The sequence below is a fragment of the Pseudomonas sp. BN505 genome, assembly GCF_029873175.1.
GTDB classification, from domain to species: domain Bacteria; phylum Pseudomonadota; class Gammaproteobacteria; order Pseudomonadales; family Pseudomonadaceae; genus Aquipseudomonas; species Aquipseudomonas putida.
In genome coordinates this window covers 40,466-57,253 of record NZ_SSOI01000015.1, presented here as the reverse complement: position 1 = coordinate 57,253, position 16,788 = coordinate 40,466, and the positions used below count along the sequence as shown (strand labels likewise).

Genomic DNA, 16,788 nt, shown 5'->3' with positions numbered 1-16,788 from the left:
GGCCCATGGTCTCAGGTACGCAGCACTTGTTCCCCGGCATTGCTCGGCAAGCGCATGGCATCTGCCAACGCCACGCAGGCAATCAACGCAACGCCAATCAACGCCCAGTGGAAGTCGCTGACTGTCATCTCGCCTTCGCCGCCCCGCACCATCATCGCCACGCGCAACAGCAGTGCCACCACCGCCACACCCAACGCCATCGCCAGCTGGAAGCACATGCTGAACAGCGTCGAAGCCTCGCCCATCTGCTGCTTGGGCACATCGGCAAAACCGACAGCGTTGTACGTGGTGAACTGCATCGAGCGCGAAAGCCCGCCAACGAACAACACCACGGCCATCCAGTACCACGGCATGCCTTGCTGCAAGCCCAGGCAGGCCAGAATGCAACCAACCCCAATCAGCCCGTTGACCAGCAACACGCGGCGGAAACCATAGCGGCGCAGCAACCCGGTGGTAAACGGCTTCATCGCCAGGTTGCCGGCGAAGATCGCCAGCACCAGCAGCCCGGCATCCACTGGCGACAAGCCGAAACCAATCTGCAGCAGCAACGGGATCAGGAACGGCAAGGCGCTGATCGACAGGCGGAACAACGTTCCCCCCACGATGCTGACCCTGAACGTGGGAATAGACAGGGTATCCAGTGGCAATAGCGGCGAAGCATGACGCCGGCAATGGCGAATTGCCAACCAGGTCAGCAAGCCGCCCAGCGACACCAGTCCCAGCCCGGCGCCCAAGCTGCCACCCGCCAGCGAGCCAAGCATTTCCAGACCGACCAGCCACGCTGCACAAGACGATGCCAGGAAAACGAACCCCAGCGTGTCGAAACGGCGTTTTTCATCTGACCGCGCATTCGGAATCAGCACCCACGCAGCCGCAATGGCCAGCAACCCGAGGGGGATGTTCAGGTAGAAGATCCAGGGCCACGACCAATGCGTGACGATCAGGCCGCCGAGTGGCGGGCCCAATACTGGCGCCACCAGGCCGGGCCAAGTGATCACTGCAAGCATGTTCACCAGGTCCTTCTTCTCGGTCGTGCGCAGCACCACCAGCCGGCCCACCGGTACCATCAGGGCACCGCCAATGCCCTGAAGCACCCGGGCGGCGACGAAGGTTTCCAGGGTCGGGGCCATGCCGCACAGCAACGACGCCACGGTGAACAGGCCGATGGCCCCGGCAAATACCTGTCGCGGTCCGAAGCGGTCGGCCACCCAGCCACTGAGCGGAATGAACACCGCAACTGCCAGCAAGTAGGCACTGATGCCGATGTTCAGGCTGACAGCGCTTTCACCGAAGTCACTGGCCATTTGCGGCAAGGCCGTGGCAATCACGGTGGCGTCGAGGTTTTCCATGAAGAAGGTGATAGCGACCAGCAAGGCGATGCAGGTGGCTTGGCGGGGGGTGTTGGTTGCTGCCAGACTGGCCAAGGTTACGGGTCCTTTTGGTTGGTAATCAGTCATGGGCCTTGTGCAGCCTTTGTGGGAGCGGGCATGCCCGCGAAGCAGCCACCACGTTGCATGGCACCGGCTTTGCCGGTGTTCGCGGGCTCGCCCGCTCCCACAGAGGTCGGTGTCAGGGCTTAGAGCATGCGCATGGCCGCACGCAATGCGAGCAGGTAAGTCTCGACGCCAAACCCGCAGATCTGCCCGCGCACCACTTCGGCAAATACCGAATGATGTCGGAACGGCTCCCTAGCATGGATGTTGGACATATGTACTTCAACCACCGGCGCTTCGAGAATGGCCAATGCGTCACGAATGCCATAGCTGTAATGGGTCCACGCCCCGGCATTGATCAGCACCGCATCCACCCGGTCCTCAACGGCCTGATGGATACGTTCGCACAGGGCACCTTCGAAGTTGGTCTGGAAGCTCTCGACCCTCGCCCCCAGCTCTTCTCCCAGCGCCTTCAAGGCCTGATCAATGTCGGCCAGGGTCGCGGAGCCGTATTGGCGCGGGTCGCGCTTGCCGAACATGTTGTGGTTGATGCCGTGCAGCATCAGGACATTGGCGGCCATGGCTTACTCCAGCGGGATCGTCAGGCGATCGATCACAGCACGGGTTTCGGGCCGTATCCCTCGCCACCAGGCAAACGCCTCTGCGGCCTGTTCGACCAGCATGCCCACGCCATCAGCAACCCGTGCCACACCGGCCTCCCGCGCCTGGTGCAGGAACGGCGTGAGGCCTTTGCCATACGCAAGCTCATAGGCCAGCCGCGTCTCGCCCAGTACCGCGCCAGGTAACGGCGGCAGTTCCCCGACCAGGCTGGCGGAAGTGGCGTTGACCACAATGTCGAAGGTTTGCCCTTGCAGCGCTTCGTATCGGCTGATACGCAACCTGGGGTGATCCAGTTCGTTGCGCAAAGCAAGGGCTTTGCTCATGTCGCGGTTGGCAATCACCAGCTCGCTGGGCCCCGCCTGCAGAAAGGGCAACAGTGACCCACGTACTGCACCCCCGGCACCGAGCACCAACACGCGGCGGTTGCGCAGCGGTTCACCGAGGTTGTCTTCGATGTCGCGCAGCAACCCGATACCATCGAAGTTTTCGGCCACGATGCAGCCATCTTCGAACTTGAGTGCGTTGGCAGCACGGGCCAATTGCGCACGCTCACTGCGCCGGTCAGCCAACTCGAAGGCGCGCAGCTTGAACGGCGCAGTGATGTTCATGCCCAGCCCGCCGTCACCGCGAAATTGCAGCACCTGGGCCTCGAAGCCTTCCAACGAGCCCTCGATGGCTCCATAGTCCAGGTGCTGGCCGCTGGCCTGGGCGAACAGGCCATGAATCAGCGGTGACTTGGTATGGTTGATCGGCCGGCCGATCACTGCGTAACGGTCGCTCATCGTGCATCTCCGTGGGTAAACAGCACACCGTCTGCCTGCATGGCGGTGATTTCTTCAGGGCTGAAGCCAAGCGCCGCGGCCACTTCGGCATTGTGCTGGCCGAGGTCCGGGGCCACTTGGTGGATCGTGGTGTCACAGTCGGAAAAGCGAAACGGCAGGTTGGGCAGGCGCAAGGTGCCATAACGCGGGTGCTGCTGCTCGATGACCATATTGCGCGCCTGGATTTGCGGGTCGGCCAGCACCTCGTCGATGCGCTGGACCTTGGCACTGGGGATATCGATGGCGTCGAGCAGGGCGAGGATGTCAGCCACCGAACGCGCGCCCACCCAATCACGGACCACTGCCAGAATCGCCTCGCGGTGGGCATTGCGGCCGTTGAGGCTGTGGTAACGGCTGTCGTTGCCAAAACCTGCAGGGCCGCCGTTGGCTTCGAGCATGGCTGCAAAACGCTGCCAGGCATCATCGACCTGGGCAGCAATCACCAGGTCGCCATCCGCGGCGCGGAATACGCCATACAAGGTGGACGTGGGCATGTCATGGCCGGTCTGCTCGGGCAGCACGGTGCCGTCGGACAGCGTGTAGCACTGCACGGCGTATTCATGCATCGACACCAGCGTGTCGTACAGGGCCATGTCGATGTGCTGGCCGCGGCCACTGCTCACCCGCCCCAGCAACGCCGCGTTGATAGCCGCGACAGCGTGGATGCCGGTGTACATGTCGCCCAGCGAAATGCGCAGCAGTGGCGGCGCTTCACCCGGCACGCCGACCATCTGCATGATCCCGCTCTTGGCTTCGGCAATAAGCCCGAAGCCGGCGCGATGGGCATCCGGGCCGGTGTGGCCGTAGGCGGAAATCGAGCAATACACCAGGCGCGGATTACGCGCCGACAGCTCGGCATGGCCCAACCCCAGCTTGTCCAGCGCGCCCGGCCGGTAGTTCTCGATGAACACATCGGCCGAGTCGGCAAGGCGCTGCATGAAGGCTTTGCCGCGCGGGTCCTTCATGTTCACGCTGACCCCCTGCTTGCCCATGTTCAATTGCAGGAAGTAGCCACTCTGCTGATCGTCCAGGGTAAACGCGTGCTGGCGGCCAGCATCGCCGCTACCCGGTCGTTCGACCTTGATCACTTCGGCGCCCAGCGCCGCCAGGCAGCGCCCGACATAAGGGCCGGCAAGGAAGTGGCTGTAATCGATGACGCGGATACCCGCCAATGGCAATGCCTGGCTCATGCCTGCACCCTCCGCGGCACCATCAACCGGTGCTCGCCACGCTGCACGACCTGCCCATGCTGGTTGATCAGTTCCGATGGCAGCACCACGATGCCCCAGCCTGGGCGGCTGTTGCTCGGGCGCATCGCACCCACGCGCATGCGCACGTGCAGCACATCGTTGACCTTGATGGGTAACACGAAGTCCCAGGTCCAACCCAGCGACATGCCCGGCAGGAAGCGGTAGGCGCACTGGGTCTTCAAGCCATCTGCAATCGAAAGGCCGAACAGGCCATGGGCGACCAGGCAACCAAAGTGGCTGGCATTGGCGTAGGCCTCGTCCACATGCACCGGGGTGTGGTCCCCGGTCAGGTCGGCGTAGGCCAGGATACGCTCGCGGGTCACGGTGTAGGTCGGGCTGATGCACTCATCGCCTTCGCGGGCATCGTCCCAGTACTTTTCAATCACGCTCATGCCTGTACCTCCGCACGCGGGTCAATCGCCAATGCCTGCGCGACACAGGCCCTGGGCAGCGCCTGGATGAATTCCACTGCCAGGCCATCAGGCAGGCGCAACCAGTTGCGGCCCTGGGGCATTTCGCTGACACCGAAGCGCTGCGCCGCAGCCAGCGCCGCCTCCAGGTCTTCGCACATGATGCCCAGGTGCGCCATGCGCCCTTCCGGGCCGTCGAAATCGGGCTGATGGATGAATTGCAGGCCTCCCAGCGTCCAGTACTGAGCGGGCTGCTCGATGCTGCCCTGCACTTCGCGCAGGGTCATGCCACACACTTCACTGAAAAAGCGGATGTGCCACTGGATGTCACGCACCCAGAAGGCGACGTGTTCGAGGTAGGCTTTTGGCTGGCTCATGCGTTGTCCCTTTTCTGGTGATCGGCCATCGCGCGCTCGATGCCCTTGATACAGGCCACCAAGGTGGCGTTGACGGGTGTAGCGATGCCATGACGCTGGCCCCAGCGCACGACGGAGCCGTTGATGAAGTCGATTTCGGTGACCGAGCCTTTTTCCAGGCTTTGCAGCATCGAGGTACGGAAACTCGATGGCAGACCTTCGGCAGCCAGATGCCAGGCGGCATCAGGGCTGTTCAGGCTCAAGCGGATACCGGCGCTGCGGGCCACGGCGATGGCCTCGGCCACGGCGGCCTTGGCCGTTTGCTCCAGCAAAGGCTCGTTGTAGAGCTGGCCATAACTGAGCATGGTGATACCGCTGAGCGCGCCGGTAGCGACATTGACCAGCAGCTTGTCCCACATGGTGCCGAGGATGTTGTCGCTGACCGTGGTGGCCAGCCCGGCAGCGTTGAACGCTTCGGCGATGGCCTGCGCGCGGGGTGTCAGTTGCCCGTCCAGCTCGCCGATGTATGTGTGTTTGCCCGCCACGCCAGCACGGATCGACCCCGGTGCCAGCAGCACACCGCCCACATAGGTCTTGCCAGCCAGTACGCGCTGCGGCCCGACCACCTCGGCCAGAATGTCCTCGTGGCCCAGGCCGTTCTGCAGCGACAGCACCAGCGTTTGCGGGCCGAGCAGCGCCGTGGCACCGGCAATCGCTTCGGCGGTGTGGAACGACTTCACCAGCACCACGACCAGGTCAGTCACGCCCACGTCGTTGGCATCGGTGGTGGCATTGACACGCACTTGCCGCTCGCCGTGTTCGTCCTGCACCTGTAAACCGTGCAGGTTGATGGCTTCGACGTGCTCGCGGCTACGGTTGAGCAGCCAGGTTTGGTGCCCTGCCTCGCTCAATGCCGCGCCAATCGCGCAGCCCAGGGCGCCGGCACCCAGAATGCAGATTTTCAAATCGCAGACCTCCAGTGGTTTGCGATTACCTTATGCAGCGCAGCTCATTCGGGCTATACAATGACCTTAATACGCCCATTGAGATTTACAATAATGAGTGCCGCCGACGTACTGCCTGAACCCAAGCTGCTGCAACTGTTCGACCTGCTTTATCACTGCCGCAGCGTCACCCGCGCTGCAGAACAGTTAGGCCAGAGCCAGCCAACCGTCAGCATCTGGCTAGCCCGCCTGCGTCAGCAACTGAACGACCCGTTGTTCGTACGCACCCCAGGTGGTATGGCCCCAACTCCGCGCGCCGACCAGTTGATCGGGCCTTGTCGCGAAGTGCTTGAATCACTGCGTCGGCTGACGGCGTGGGAACCACAGTTCACCCCTGCCACCGCGCAGAGGCGCTTTCGCCTGTGTGTCAGCGATGCCAGCCATATCACCTTGCTACCCAGTATTCTCAACCACCTGCGCAACCATGCCCCAGGCATTCGCCTGGAGGCAGCGCGCATCGACGGCAATAGCGAAAGTGCCCTGGAGTCGGGCGAGGCCGACCTGGCCATTGGCTTTGTGCCCTGGCTGGGTGGCGGGATGTACCAGCAGGTATTGTTCGAGCAGGACTGGGTGTGCCTGAGCAACCGCCAGCACCCGCGCCTGGCACACGGCATGGACGTGGCCCGTTACCACGCCGAGGGCCATGTACAGATCAGCGCGGGGACCGGCCAGAAGTTGCTGGAGGCCGGCCTGGCCCGGGCCGGTATCGAGCGCCGGATCGTGCTGGAGCTACCAGGGTTTCTGGGGCTGGGGATGATCGTCGGCAGCACCGACCTGGTCGCCACTCTGCCAAGGCATATCGGCCACACCCTTGCCGACATGCATGACCTGCAGGTACACGATTGCCCATTTGCGGTAGAGGGTTTCACGGTAAAACAGCACTGGCATGCGCGCTACCACCAGGACAGCGGCAACCGCTGGCTCAGGGAAGTGATCCACGGCCTGTTCGGTCGACCGGCCTGACGTATTCGTGTGGTTACAGCGCCATGACCATCTCATGCCAAGCCATGCCGCCATGATCCGACGGCGACGGTTTCACGTACTGATACCCCATCTTCTGGTACAGCGCCACATGCTGCTGCTTGCACATCAGGTGAATGGTCTGCTTGCCCGAGGCCTTCATGCGGGCGATGAATTCGTCCATCAAGCGCTTGGCGTAACCTTTGCCCTGGTGCACCGGGTCCACCACCACCGACATGATCACCACGTTCGGTGCTGCCGGGTCATGGCCGATCAGTTCCTTGAAGTCTTCATCAGACATGACGACTTCGTGGGCGCAACCGCTATTGATGAAGCCAACGATCTCACCTGCGTTTTCCAGGATCAGGAACCCTTGCGGATACTGCGCGATGCGGGTGCGGATCTTCTCCAGCGTGGCCGCTTCATCCCCTTCATAGGCGCCGATTTCAATGGCGTAGCAGCGCTCGGCGTCTGCAACAGTGGGGGTGCGGAACTGCGGGGTATTCATGGCTGACTCCTTGGAAACGTGAAAGCGTCAAGCATGGTAAACCAGTAGCGTTGTGCTTGCCGCCTACCTGGGATGGCACGCATCATTGGCGCATTGCCTACTCGCTCACGGACACGCCTATGACCGCTGCCCCACTCCCTCTCACAGCGCCAGGACGCTGCAAACGCCTGAAAGCGGCCAGCAGCAGCGACCATGACAAAGTCGACGAACTGGTGATGGCGGCGCGGCCTTTCGAGAGCCGTGAGCGTTATGGCCACTTCCTGCAGGTACAGCACCGCTTTCACGGCAGCCTGCTGGCGCTGTATCAGGACGAGCAGCTGAACCGGTGGCTGCCGCGGCTGGTTGAGCTGTCGCGTTTTGCCGCAGTCGAGGAAGACCTGCTCGATCTGGGCCTGCCGCTGCCAACGCCCCCCCAACCGGTCAGTGCCAGCCCGGCCCAGGCCCTGGGGTGGCTGTATTGCAGTGAAGGCTCCAACCTGGGTGCCGCGTTCCTGTTCAAGCAGACCCAGCGCCTGGGCCTGAATGGCAATGAGGGTGCCCGCCACCTGGCGCCGCACCCCGATGGTCGTGCACTGCACTGGCGCGAGTTCGTGGCCAGGCTTGATGGCCTGGTGCTGAACGACGAGGAAGAGGCCGAGGTGATTGTTGGGGCGATTGCCGCGTTCGACAGTTATCGGGCACACCTGCGAGCAGTGTTCGCAGGCCGATGAGCATTGGGTATGGACAGGGGTAATCAGGCGTCAAAAGTTCTACAAGTTGTTGCTGCAGCGAACTTTTTCCCGTTTACCGGTCTATGTGGGAGGCACAGAAAGGTCGCGGCACGCGAGAAAAGGTTCGCCCCACACCTGCTGGCCAGATGGCTCAATTGTTATCAGAGGTTGGCTTCGCTCATGAAAATACATGTCGCAAGGTTGGTGCTGCTCGGCCTGTTCTCGTTCGCGGCGGTGGGCACGGCATCAGCAACTCAAATGAAAGCACCGGTGGCGCCGGCACCGGCTGTTCAGTCACCGTTGCAGCCTGCCGGCAGCCCGTGGTCGAGGGTGGCCAGTGTGGCCGATACACAGCCGGCCACGCTGCTGGCGCACGACGACGACCGCTGGCATGACCACAGAAGCGACTGGCGCCGTGAGCAGTGGCGGCGCGAGCAAGCCCGGCGGGACTGGGAGCGGCGGCGTGACTGGGAACGGCGCCGTGATTGGGAGCGCCGCCATGAGCGGGCCATGCACCAGCGCCACCATGACGAGCATCGTTACTACCGCCGTTGAAGCCGACGCGATCCCTGTAGGAGCGGCCTTGTGTCGCGATCGGGCCGCAAAGCGGCCCCACAATTTCGATATTGATGCATAGATCGCACGGGCAGCTCTGCGGCCCGACCGCGACACAAGGCGCTCCTACACGGTCCGTTTCAATCGGCCAGCTGAGGGGTATCCCCCGACGCCTCTGCCTCCATCTTCAAGCGGTCAGCCTTGCAGATGTACTTGGGCTTGCGCGGCGCCAGTTTGGCATTGGCCTTTTTGGCATGCGCCTCCAATAGCTGCTTGATCTTCTTACGACGGTTCATAGTCCACAGGGCCTGTCAGTGCGGTTTCGCTGACCACATCATACCTGTGCGGCCTGCGCATTACGCCAGTAAACATGGCGCTGGGTTACCCGCCGGCCCCTATTCCTCGCCACCTTGACGTTATTTTCACACGCCGCAGCTTAGCGTCACGCCCTTTCCGGTCACGGGCACATCCACTGGCCGCCAAGGTACGACGAGGCATACGTGTCACACACTACATCCCCCGCCGCGCACACGCGCGTGGACTGGGCCGGCCTGGGCTGGCTTTTGCTGTTCTTCTGGTACTTCTCCGGCGTCACCCAGGCGTTGCTGCTGTTTAGCGGGACTACCGGCTTCGCCGGTTTTCGCGATGCGTTCTTCCTCAGTAGCCTGTGGCTGGCCCCGGTGCTGCTGCTGCCCCGCTTCACCCGCGCCACGGCGGCAGTCATCGGCCTGGTGCTTTGGGCTGCATCGTTGGTGGGCTTGAGCTACTTCGGCATCTATCGCCAGGAGTTCTCGCAAAGCGTCATCTTCGTCATGTTCGAGTCCAATACCGCCGAAGCCGGTGAATACTTCAGCCAGTACTTCAGCGTGTGGCTGGGCCTGGCGCTGCTGTTGTACACGCTGGTGGCGGTGCTACTGTGGAAGCGCGTGCGCCCGGTCACCCTGCCCCTGCGCAGCCGCCTGCCAGTGGTGGCGCTGTTGCTGGTAGCCAACCTGGTATACCCGTTCTACAAGCAGATGGTCACCCAGGAGCGCAACTTCGCCGATGCCGCCGAAAAAGTGCAGCAGCGCATGGAGCCTGCAGTGCCCTGGCAACTGCTGGTCGGCTACCGTCAGTACCTTCAGCAACTGGACAACATGCAGAAGTTGCTGGCGCAGAACGCCGCGTTGCCGCCTTTGCAAAACCTGCGTGACAGCAGCGGTACGGCGCCACGCACGCTGGTGCTGGTGCTGGGCGAGTCCACCACCCGCGAGCACATGCACCTGTATGGCTACAACCGCGACACCACGCCCAACCTCGACGCGCTGGCCGCCAGCGACAAGGGGTTGACGGTGTTCCGCGACGTGGTATCGCCACGCCCGTACACCATCGAAGTAATGCAGCAGATCCTCACCTTTGGCAACGAGCAGAACCCGGACCGTTTCCTCACCGACCCGTCGCTGATCAACCTGATGAAACAGGCAGGCTACAAGACCTTCTGGATCACCAACCAGCAGACCATGACCAAGCGCAACACCATGTTGACCACGTTCTCGCAGCAGACCGACGCGCCGGTATACCTGAACAACCAGCGCAACCAGAACGCCAGCCAGTACGATGACGTGGTGCTGGCACCGTTCGAGAAGGCCCTGCAAGACCCTGCGCCGAACAAGTTCATCATCGTCCACCTGCTGGGCACGCACATGGACTATCGCTTCCGCTACCCGAACGACTACGCGCACTTCACCGACAGCCAGGGCGTACCGAAAGAGCTGACGCCAGACCAGGTAGAAACCTACAACTTCTACGACAACGCGGTGCGCTACAACGACTACGTGGTATCGAGCCTGATCAAGCGTTACTCGGCCGGCAGCCCCAATGGCTTCCTGCTGTACCTGTCCGACCATGGCGAAGACGTGTACAGCTCCGGCAACCACGACCGCCTGGGGCGCAACGAAGGCGCGCCGACCCGGCCGATGTACACCATCCCGTTCCTGCTGTGGACCTCGCCCAGCTGGCAGGCCGAGCACCCACGTGATATGCAGGCCATGGCCTACCGCCCTTACAGCAGCTCGCACCTGATCCATACCCTGTCCGACCTGGCCGGGCTGAGCTATGACCGCTTCGAGCCGGCCAAGAGCCTGGTGAGCCCGCAATTTGTGGTGGCACCGCGCTGGATCGGCGACCCGTACCGCAAGGATGGCTTGCGCGAATTCGACCACCTGCCGCTGGACAAGCCCGAACGGGTGCAGGAAACCGCCAGTAATCACCCGTAGATCGTCACGTGTAGGAGCAGCCTTGTGCTGCGAACAGGCCGGTATTGGAGGCACACGGATGTGTGGCCTCTACCGGCCGCCTCGCAGCACAAGGCTGCTCCCGCAAGAATCGCGATAGGCCGTTTGCTGTATAAATTAAATTTAAATTGATTTTAAATTAAGACTCGACAACGCTCTGCCCATATTCCTGGTTTGCAGAGTACCCAACATGTCCGCAGCCCCCCGCGAACCCCGCAAGGACGGCGCCGTCACCCGCACCCGCATCCTCGAAGCCGCCGGCGAACTGTTCGCCGCGCTCGGCTATGCCGAAACCAGCAACAAGGCCGTCGCGGCCAAGGCCGAAGTCGACCTGGCCTCGATCAATTACCACTTCGGCAGCCGCAACGGCCTGTACCTGGCCGTGCTCGACGAGGCCCGCAAACGCTTCCTCGACCTCAGCGACCTGCAGCGCATCACTCAAGGCAACCACGCGCCAGCCGAAAAGCTGCGCGTGCTGGTGGAACTGGTGGTGCACAAGGCCACCCAGGATCGGGACAACTGGCATTTGCGGGTTCTGGCCGCAGAAATCCTCGCGCCCAGCCCTCACGGCCAGGCGCATCTGCAGGCCGCCGCGCCATTGCGCCTGTCACTGCTCAAGGGGCTGTTCAGCGAGGTCAGCACCATCCCGGTCGACGAACCGGCCCTGACCCGCTGCATCCTGTGCGTCACAGCGCCGTGGGCAATGCTGCTGATCGGCCCGCGCGGCGGCTCCGGGGCGCTGCACGAGATTCTGCAGATGCCCAGCGAGGCCGTTGCAGCGCAGCTTTACCGCTTTGCCCTCGCAGGCCTGCAAGACGCTGGCCTGCAGCATGCCCAGGCCAACGCCACCCCCAGCTGAGGTAAGCACTGTGCAACCTGTATCCACTGATACTTCCCCCGCCGCAACGGACGCGCAAACCTCCATTCCACTGCTGCTGGCAGCGCTGATGCTGGTGATGTTCCTAGCCGCCCTCGACCAGACCATCGTCTCTACCGCACTGCCAACCATCGTCAGCGACCTCGGTGGGCTGCGCTGGCTGTCGTGGGTGGTCACCGCCTACCTGCTGGCCTCCACGGTAGTGGTACCGCTGTATGGCAAGTTCGGTGACCAGTTCGGCCGCAAGCGTGTGCTGCAGGTGGCCATCGTGCTGTTCCTGCTGGGCTCGGCCTTGTGTGGCGCAGCACAGGACATGGCCCAGCTGATCGCCTTCCGCACCCTGCAAGGGCTGGGTGGCGGAGGCTTGATGGTAGTGGCGATGGCCGCCATCGGTGATGTCATCCCGCCTGCCGAACGTGGCCGCTACCAGGGCCTGTTCGGTGGCGTGTTCGGCCTGGCCACCGTTGTAGGGCCGCTGATCGGCGGTTTTCTGGTCGAGCAGCTGTCGTGGCACTGGATCTTCTACATCAACCTGCCCCTGGGCCTGCTGGCGCTGCTGGTGATCGGCAGCGTGTTCCGCCCGCACGTGGCTTTGGTACGGCATACGGTGGACTACATCGGCGCATTCTTCCTTACCGTGGCATTGGCTGCCCTGGTGCTCATCACCAGCCTCGGCGGCAGCCTGCTGGCATGGCAGTCGCTGGACATGCTGTGCCTTGCGCTGTTCGCCCTGATCGGCCTGGTCGGCTTCGTCCTGGAACAACGCCGCGCCGTCGAGCCAATCATGCCGCTGCACCTGTTCGGTCACCGGACCTTCGTGCTTGCCGGGCTGATCGGTTTCATCGTCGGGGTGTCGCTGTTCGGCGCCGTCACCTTCCTGCCGTTGTACATGCAGGTGGTGAAGAACGCCACGCCCACCAGTGCTGGGCTGCAGATGCTGCCACTGATGGGTGGCCTGCTGGTGGTGTCGGCGATTACTGGGCGGCTGATCAGCCGCTGGGGGCGTTACCGGGTGTTCCCGATCATCGGCACCCTGCTGCAAGTGATTGCCCTGGGCCTGCTCAGCCGGCTCCAGCTGGACACGCCCATGGCGCTGATGAACCTGTACATGGGCTTGCTGGGGGCCGGCCTGGGTATGGTCATGCAGGTGCTGATCCTGGCCGTGCAGAACAGCGTCGAATTGCGCCACATGGGCGTGGCCACCTCCGGGGCCACCTTGTTCCGCTCGATTGGCGGCGCCATCGGTGTGTCGCTGTTCGGCGCCTTGTTCTCGCACAGCTTGCTGGGCGACCTGGGCAGTGACTTCGCCGCCAGTGCCGGGGGTGCCGCGAGCCTTTCGCCGGCCGCCGTGCATGCCCTGCCCACGGCCCTGCAGCACAGTTACCTGCAGGCGTTTTCCGGGGCAATGCATGGTGTGTTCCTGCTGGCCGGGGTGATCACCAGCGTGGCTTTCGCACTGTCCTGGCTGCTGCGCGAGGTGCCGCTGCGCAAGGCCACGCAGGCGTGAACACAGGTCGACAGGCCTTCAGGCAGATGGCAAGCAGCTACCCCGAGCGGCACTGCCCCGCACTGCCTCGGCCAGTTTGCGCAGGTTGGCCTGGTGCGCATTTACCAGGCTGGTGATGCTGTTGTCAGCGGCAGTCTGCACCGAGGTGCGGCAGGTCAGCTCAGCCTGCCCCACCAGTTTCAGGCGCCACACGGTTTCCAGCGAGGCATAGCGCCCCGGCACCGTATCGAAGCGTTGTACGTCCACCCGCACTGCCGCCTTGGCGTCACCCGCCGGCCCACCCAGCTGGTCCTGCAAGGCGCTGCGAAACTCATCCACCAGGTTGGCACCCCACCATTCCGTCTCCAGAATGGCCAGGCCACTCTGCCCTTGCCGCACCACCAGTTGCGGGCGATCCACCTGGGGCGGCACGACAACCCGGGTCACCCGGATGTGCTGCCCGCTGTCACGCATCGGCTCGTTCGGCACCAGCGTGTGGTAGTTGTTCGGCGTACTGCTGCAGCCCCCGAGCCACACCAGCAGGCTGGCCACACACACATTGCGCAGTCGTTGCATCGGCTGTCTCCTCAGGGTTCAAGCTCTGCGGCCCCGGCCGCTTTCGGCCGCCCGCGAATCAGCGACTCGGGGTGCCGGCCCAGGTAGTCGGCGAGGTCGCGCAGCGACCGCGACATGCGCTCCAGTTCATCCAGTGTTTCGCCCATCCGCTCGCGCTGCGGGGAGTCCTCGGAAATGGCCGCATTGGCCGTGCGCAGGGTCTTGTGCACTTCGTCCAGCGCCACCTTCACATCCGGCAACGTCTGGCCATTGAACTGTTTGAGGCTGGCGCGCAGCTCACGCAGGCTACCATCGAGGTTGCTGGCAATGCTTTCCAGCGGCAGCTTGGCTATGCGCTCGACCACGCGCTGCAACTGCTCCTGCAACTGTTCCAGGCTGCCCGGCAAGGTGGGAATGGTGATGGGGTTGGCGGCCATGTCGAAGGCCACCTTGGGAGCACCCGGGTAAAAGTCCAGGGATATGAACATCTGCCCGGTTATGAGGTTGCCGCTACGCGCCTGCGCCCGCAGCCCGTGCTCGACGAAGGTGCCGATCAGCTGCCGCGCCCCATCCATGTCGCCCTCGGTGTGCTTGAACACTGCCAGCATCTTGCGGTGCACCGGCCCGAGGCGCTGCGGGTAGATCACCGCATCGACCACCACCGGGAAGGACTGCCGCTCGGCGTCGTAGTCCAGCTTGATGGAGGTGACCCGGCCAAACTCCACGCCCTTGAACTCCACCGGCGCCCCCACCGACAGGCCACGCATGGCCTGGTCGAAGCGTAGCTGCAGGTATTGCGCCTGGCCATTGGGCGGGGCCAAGGCGGACTCTCGGTCGGCAAACAGCTGAAAGCGGGCCTGATCGGCAGCAGGCTCGGCCTGCGGGGCAAAATCGGGCGAACCAAAGGCCAACCCGCCCACCAGGATCGATGACAGTGATTCGGTATCAACCTTCAGGCCGTTGGCGCCAATCTGCATGTCGACGCCACTGGCATTCCAGAAGCGGCTATCAGCGGTGACGAAACTGTCGTAGGGGGCCTGCACGAACACGCCAATCTCCACTCCCTTGCCATCGTCTTGCAGGGCAAAGGACACCACCTCACCGACCGGGATCTTGCGGTAGTAGATCGACGAGCCGACATCCAGCGAGCCAAGGTCGCTGGCGGTGAGGAAAAAGCGCTTGCCCTTTTCGTCGAAGGTAACAGGTGGCGGCAGTTCCAGGCCGACGAAGGACTTTTCCGGGGTTTTCGATTCGCCGGAATCGGCCCCGATGAAACTGCCTGACAGCAGCGTATCCACCCCGGAAACCCCACCCACACCGATGCGCGGGCGCACTACCCAGAAGCGCGCGCCATGGGTGGCGAACGCGCGGGCATCGTCGGACAACTGCACCTTGGCGACCACGCTTTTCTTGTCATCGGCCAGGTCCACCGTCGTGACTTCGCCAATCACCACGCTGCGGTACTTGACCTGGGTCTTGCCGGCCACCAGCCCCTCTCCCGAGTGGAAGGAAATGGCAATGACCGGGCCCTGCTGCATCCAGTTGCGCACCACCAGTGACGCGCCGATCAGCATTGCCAGTATCGGCACGATCCACACCAGCGACACACTCCAGCGTCGGGTACGTACCTCAACCTGGCCTGCGCCCTCGCGCTCGTCAGTCTGTTGCCCCATCAGTGCGGCCTCCCCTCGTTGGCATGGCTATCCCAGATCAGGCGTGGATCGAAGCTCATCGCAGACAACATGGTCAGCACCACCACCATGCCAAAAAACAGGATGCCTACCCGCGGCTCGATGGTGCCCAGCCCGCGCAGTTGCACCAGCGCCGCCACCAGCGCCACCACCATGACATCGAGCATCGACCAGTACCCGATCAGCTCGACAAAGCGGTACAGTTGCGAACGCTGACGACAGGCCCAGGTGGAACGGTGCTGGGCGGTGAACAGCAGCAGGCCGAGCGAGAAGAACTTGATGGCAGGCACCCCCACGCTGGCAATGAAGATGATCAGCGCGATGTCCCAGGCGCCGGCCTCCCAGAACTCCAGCACACCACCACCAATGGTGCTTTCGCTGCCACTGCCAAGCATTTCGGTGTGCATCACCGGCAGCAGGTTGGCCGGGATGTAGAACACCAGCGCCGCCAGCAGAAACGCCCAGCCACGAACGATGGCATTGGCCTTGCGCCGGTGAATGGCGGCGCCGCAGCGGTTGCAGGCGTGTGCGCCGCTGCTCAGGTCGCAGGCCTGGCCGCAGCCATGGCACAGACAAAGGCCCAGCTCGTCGGCGTTGGCCGGGTAATTCATACCTGCACCCATAGGTCGCGAATGTCCTTGCCGGCGATGTGGATGATGAGCATGCTCAGCGCGGCCAGGGCCAGCAGGCCGATGCCGGGGATCACATCAAGCAGCCCGGCCAGCTTGATCACTGCCACCATGGCCCCGAGCAGGCACACTTCCAGCATGCTCCACGGCCGCAGGCTCTCCAGGCCGCGCATGCACAGGGCAAAACCTGGGGCTCGCTGGCCGGCCAGGGCAAAACTCAACACCCAGCACAACAGGGCAATCTGCAGCAGCGGCGCAAAGATGATCGACAGCGCCATGACCAGGGCGATGAAGGTGATGCTGCCTTGGCTGAGGATCTGCACCGCATCCCACAACGTCGCCGAATGGGTGAGCCCCTGCATGCCGATGGTCATCACCGGGTAGGCGTTGGCGAACACCAGCAGGATGCCGCCGGTCACACTCAAGGCCAGCCGCTGCTCGATGGTCAGTGACGTGTGCCGGTACAGCACGCCGCCACAGCGCAGGCAGAGGGCGCGTTGGTGCTTGAGCAAAGGTGCACGCTGGTACACCGTGTTGCAGTACTCACAGATGATCAGATCCTGGGGCTGGGTCATGGCGTGTCCACGGTTAGCCCGACGTGAGGGTCACATGCAATGGCAAACTCTGTTATCCGGTGTAGACCATGCAG

19 protein-coding genes are annotated in these 16,788 nt (G+C 63.3%); 6 read left to right on the top strand and 13 right to left on the bottom strand.

Translation table 11 applies throughout. The features are described 5' to 3' along the window. Positions 1-11: 11 nt before the first annotated feature. From E8E78_RS02700 to E8E78_RS02670, 7 genes are all read right to left on the bottom strand, one after another. A complete protein-coding gene (locus tag E8E78_RS02700; RefSeq protein ID WP_049275420.1) occupies positions 12-1,424 on the bottom strand; it encodes an MFS transporter in 1,413 nt (470 codons plus the stop codon). A 152-nt stretch (positions 1,425-1,576) separates the two neighbouring features. Further along, positions 1,577-2,014: a type II 3-dehydroquinate dehydratase gene (gene aroQ / locus E8E78_RS02695; protein ID WP_049275419.1), complete on the bottom strand. Its 438-nt coding sequence runs from the start codon at positions 2,012-2,014 to the stop codon at positions 1,577-1,579. 3 nt (positions 2,015-2,017) lie between these two features. Continuing rightward, complete coding sequence (gene aroE / locus E8E78_RS02690) at positions 2,018-2,836, bottom strand: shikimate dehydrogenase (RefSeq protein ID WP_049275418.1); 819 nt, start codon at positions 2,834-2,836, stop codon at positions 2,018-2,020. Further along, positions 2,833-4,065, bottom strand: a complete 1,233-nt coding sequence (locus tag E8E78_RS02685; RefSeq protein WP_016500333.1) for a CoA transferase — start codon at positions 4,063-4,065, stop codon at positions 2,833-2,835. The genes aroE and E8E78_RS02685 overlap by 4 nt, the downstream gene beginning before the upstream one ends. Then, positions 4,062-4,517 (bottom strand): MaoC family dehydratase, encoded by a 456-nt coding sequence (locus tag E8E78_RS02680; RefSeq protein WP_016500334.1) that lies wholly within the window; start codon positions 4,515-4,517, stop codon positions 4,062-4,064. The genes E8E78_RS02685 and E8E78_RS02680 overlap by 4 nt, the downstream gene beginning before the upstream one ends. After that, complete coding sequence (locus E8E78_RS02675) at positions 4,514-4,912, bottom strand: VOC family protein (RefSeq protein WP_016500335.1); 399 nt, start codon at positions 4,910-4,912, stop codon at positions 4,514-4,516. Before E8E78_RS02675 ends, E8E78_RS02680 begins: the two co-directional genes overlap by 4 nt. Further along, on the bottom strand, positions 4,909-5,856 hold the full coding sequence (locus E8E78_RS02670) for a ketopantoate reductase family protein (RefSeq protein WP_049275417.1): 948 nt from the start codon (positions 5,854-5,856) through the stop codon (positions 4,909-4,911). Before E8E78_RS02670 ends, E8E78_RS02675 begins: the two co-directional genes overlap by 4 nt. 93 nt (positions 5,857-5,949) lie before the next feature. On the opposite strand from E8E78_RS02670, the gene E8E78_RS02665 reads away from it, so the two are divergent. Next, entirely contained in the window at positions 5,950-6,858 is a 909-nt protein-coding gene (locus tag E8E78_RS02665; protein WP_016500337.1) for a LysR family transcriptional regulator, read from the top strand. Positions 6,859-6,871: 13 nt separating this feature from the next. Here the strand turns inward: E8E78_RS02665 and E8E78_RS02660 are convergent, their stop codons facing one another. Beyond that, on the bottom strand, positions 6,872-7,363 hold the full coding sequence (locus E8E78_RS02660) for a GNAT family N-acetyltransferase (protein WP_049275416.1): 492 nt from the start codon (positions 7,361-7,363) through the stop codon (positions 6,872-6,874). Between the two features lie 119 nt (positions 7,364-7,482). On the opposite strand from E8E78_RS02660, the gene E8E78_RS02655 reads away from it, so the two are divergent. Next, on the top strand, positions 7,483-8,073 hold the full coding sequence (locus E8E78_RS02655) for a biliverdin-producing heme oxygenase (protein ID WP_049275415.1): 591 nt from the start codon (positions 7,483-7,485) through the stop codon (positions 8,071-8,073). Between the two features lie 180 nt (positions 8,074-8,253). Beyond that, positions 8,254-8,628 carry a hypothetical protein gene (locus E8E78_RS02650; protein WP_041167779.1) on the top strand — a complete coding sequence of 125 codons (375 nt, stop codon included), beginning with the start codon at positions 8,254-8,256 and terminating at the stop codon, positions 8,626-8,628. A gap of 140 nt (positions 8,629-8,768) precedes the next feature. On the opposite strand, the gene E8E78_RS02645 is transcribed toward E8E78_RS02650, so the two are convergent. Continuing rightward, positions 8,769-8,924 (bottom strand): DUF2986 domain-containing protein, encoded by a 156-nt coding sequence (locus tag E8E78_RS02645; protein WP_016500341.1) that lies wholly within the window; start codon positions 8,922-8,924, stop codon positions 8,769-8,771. Between the two features lie 204 nt (positions 8,925-9,128). On the opposite strand from E8E78_RS02645, the gene E8E78_RS02640 reads away from it, so the two are divergent. The 3 genes from E8E78_RS02640 to E8E78_RS02630 all read left to right on the top strand — a co-directional run bounded on the left by E8E78_RS02640 (position 9,129) and on the right by E8E78_RS02630 (position 13,285). Beyond that, a complete protein-coding gene (locus E8E78_RS02640) occupies positions 9,129-10,883 on the top strand; it encodes a phosphoethanolamine transferase CptA (protein WP_080889205.1) in 1,755 nt (584 codons plus the stop codon). 208 nt (positions 10,884-11,091) lie between these two features. After that, positions 11,092-11,760 carry a TetR/AcrR family transcriptional regulator gene (locus tag E8E78_RS02635; protein WP_049275413.1) on the top strand — a complete coding sequence of 223 codons (669 nt, stop codon included), beginning with the start codon at positions 11,092-11,094 and terminating at the stop codon, positions 11,758-11,760. A gap of 10 nt (positions 11,761-11,770) precedes the next feature. Beyond that, positions 11,771-13,285, top strand: coding sequence for an MDR family MFS transporter (locus E8E78_RS02630; protein ID WP_049275412.1), 1,515 nt, complete (start codon positions 11,771-11,773; stop codon positions 13,283-13,285). An 18-nt stretch (positions 13,286-13,303) separates the two neighbouring features. On the opposite strand, the gene E8E78_RS02625 is transcribed toward E8E78_RS02630, so the two are convergent. Genes E8E78_RS02625 through E8E78_RS02610 form a run of 4 tightly spaced genes read right to left on the bottom strand, consistent with a single transcriptional unit; the run spans position 13,304 to position 16,714 of the window. After that, complete coding sequence (locus E8E78_RS02625) at positions 13,304-13,840, bottom strand: PqiC family protein (RefSeq protein ID WP_049275411.1); 537 nt, start codon at positions 13,838-13,840, stop codon at positions 13,304-13,306. 11 nt (positions 13,841-13,851) lie between these two features. Then, positions 13,852-15,492, bottom strand: a complete 1,641-nt coding sequence (locus E8E78_RS02620; RefSeq protein WP_049275410.1) for an MlaD family protein — start codon at positions 15,490-15,492, stop codon at positions 13,852-13,854. Then, positions 15,492-16,121 carry a paraquat-inducible protein A gene (locus tag E8E78_RS02615; RefSeq protein ID WP_049275409.1) on the bottom strand — a complete coding sequence of 210 codons (630 nt, stop codon included), beginning with the start codon at positions 16,119-16,121 and terminating at the stop codon, positions 15,492-15,494. Before E8E78_RS02615 ends, E8E78_RS02620 begins: the two co-directional genes overlap by 1 nt. Then, the gene (locus tag E8E78_RS02610) at positions 16,118-16,714 is read right to left on the bottom strand and encodes a paraquat-inducible protein A (RefSeq protein ID WP_049275408.1); all 597 of its coding nucleotides are present in this window, start codon (positions 16,712-16,714) and stop codon (positions 16,118-16,120) included. The genes E8E78_RS02615 and E8E78_RS02610 overlap by 4 nt, the downstream gene beginning before the upstream one ends. Between the last annotated feature and the right edge of the window lie 74 nt (positions 16,715-16,788).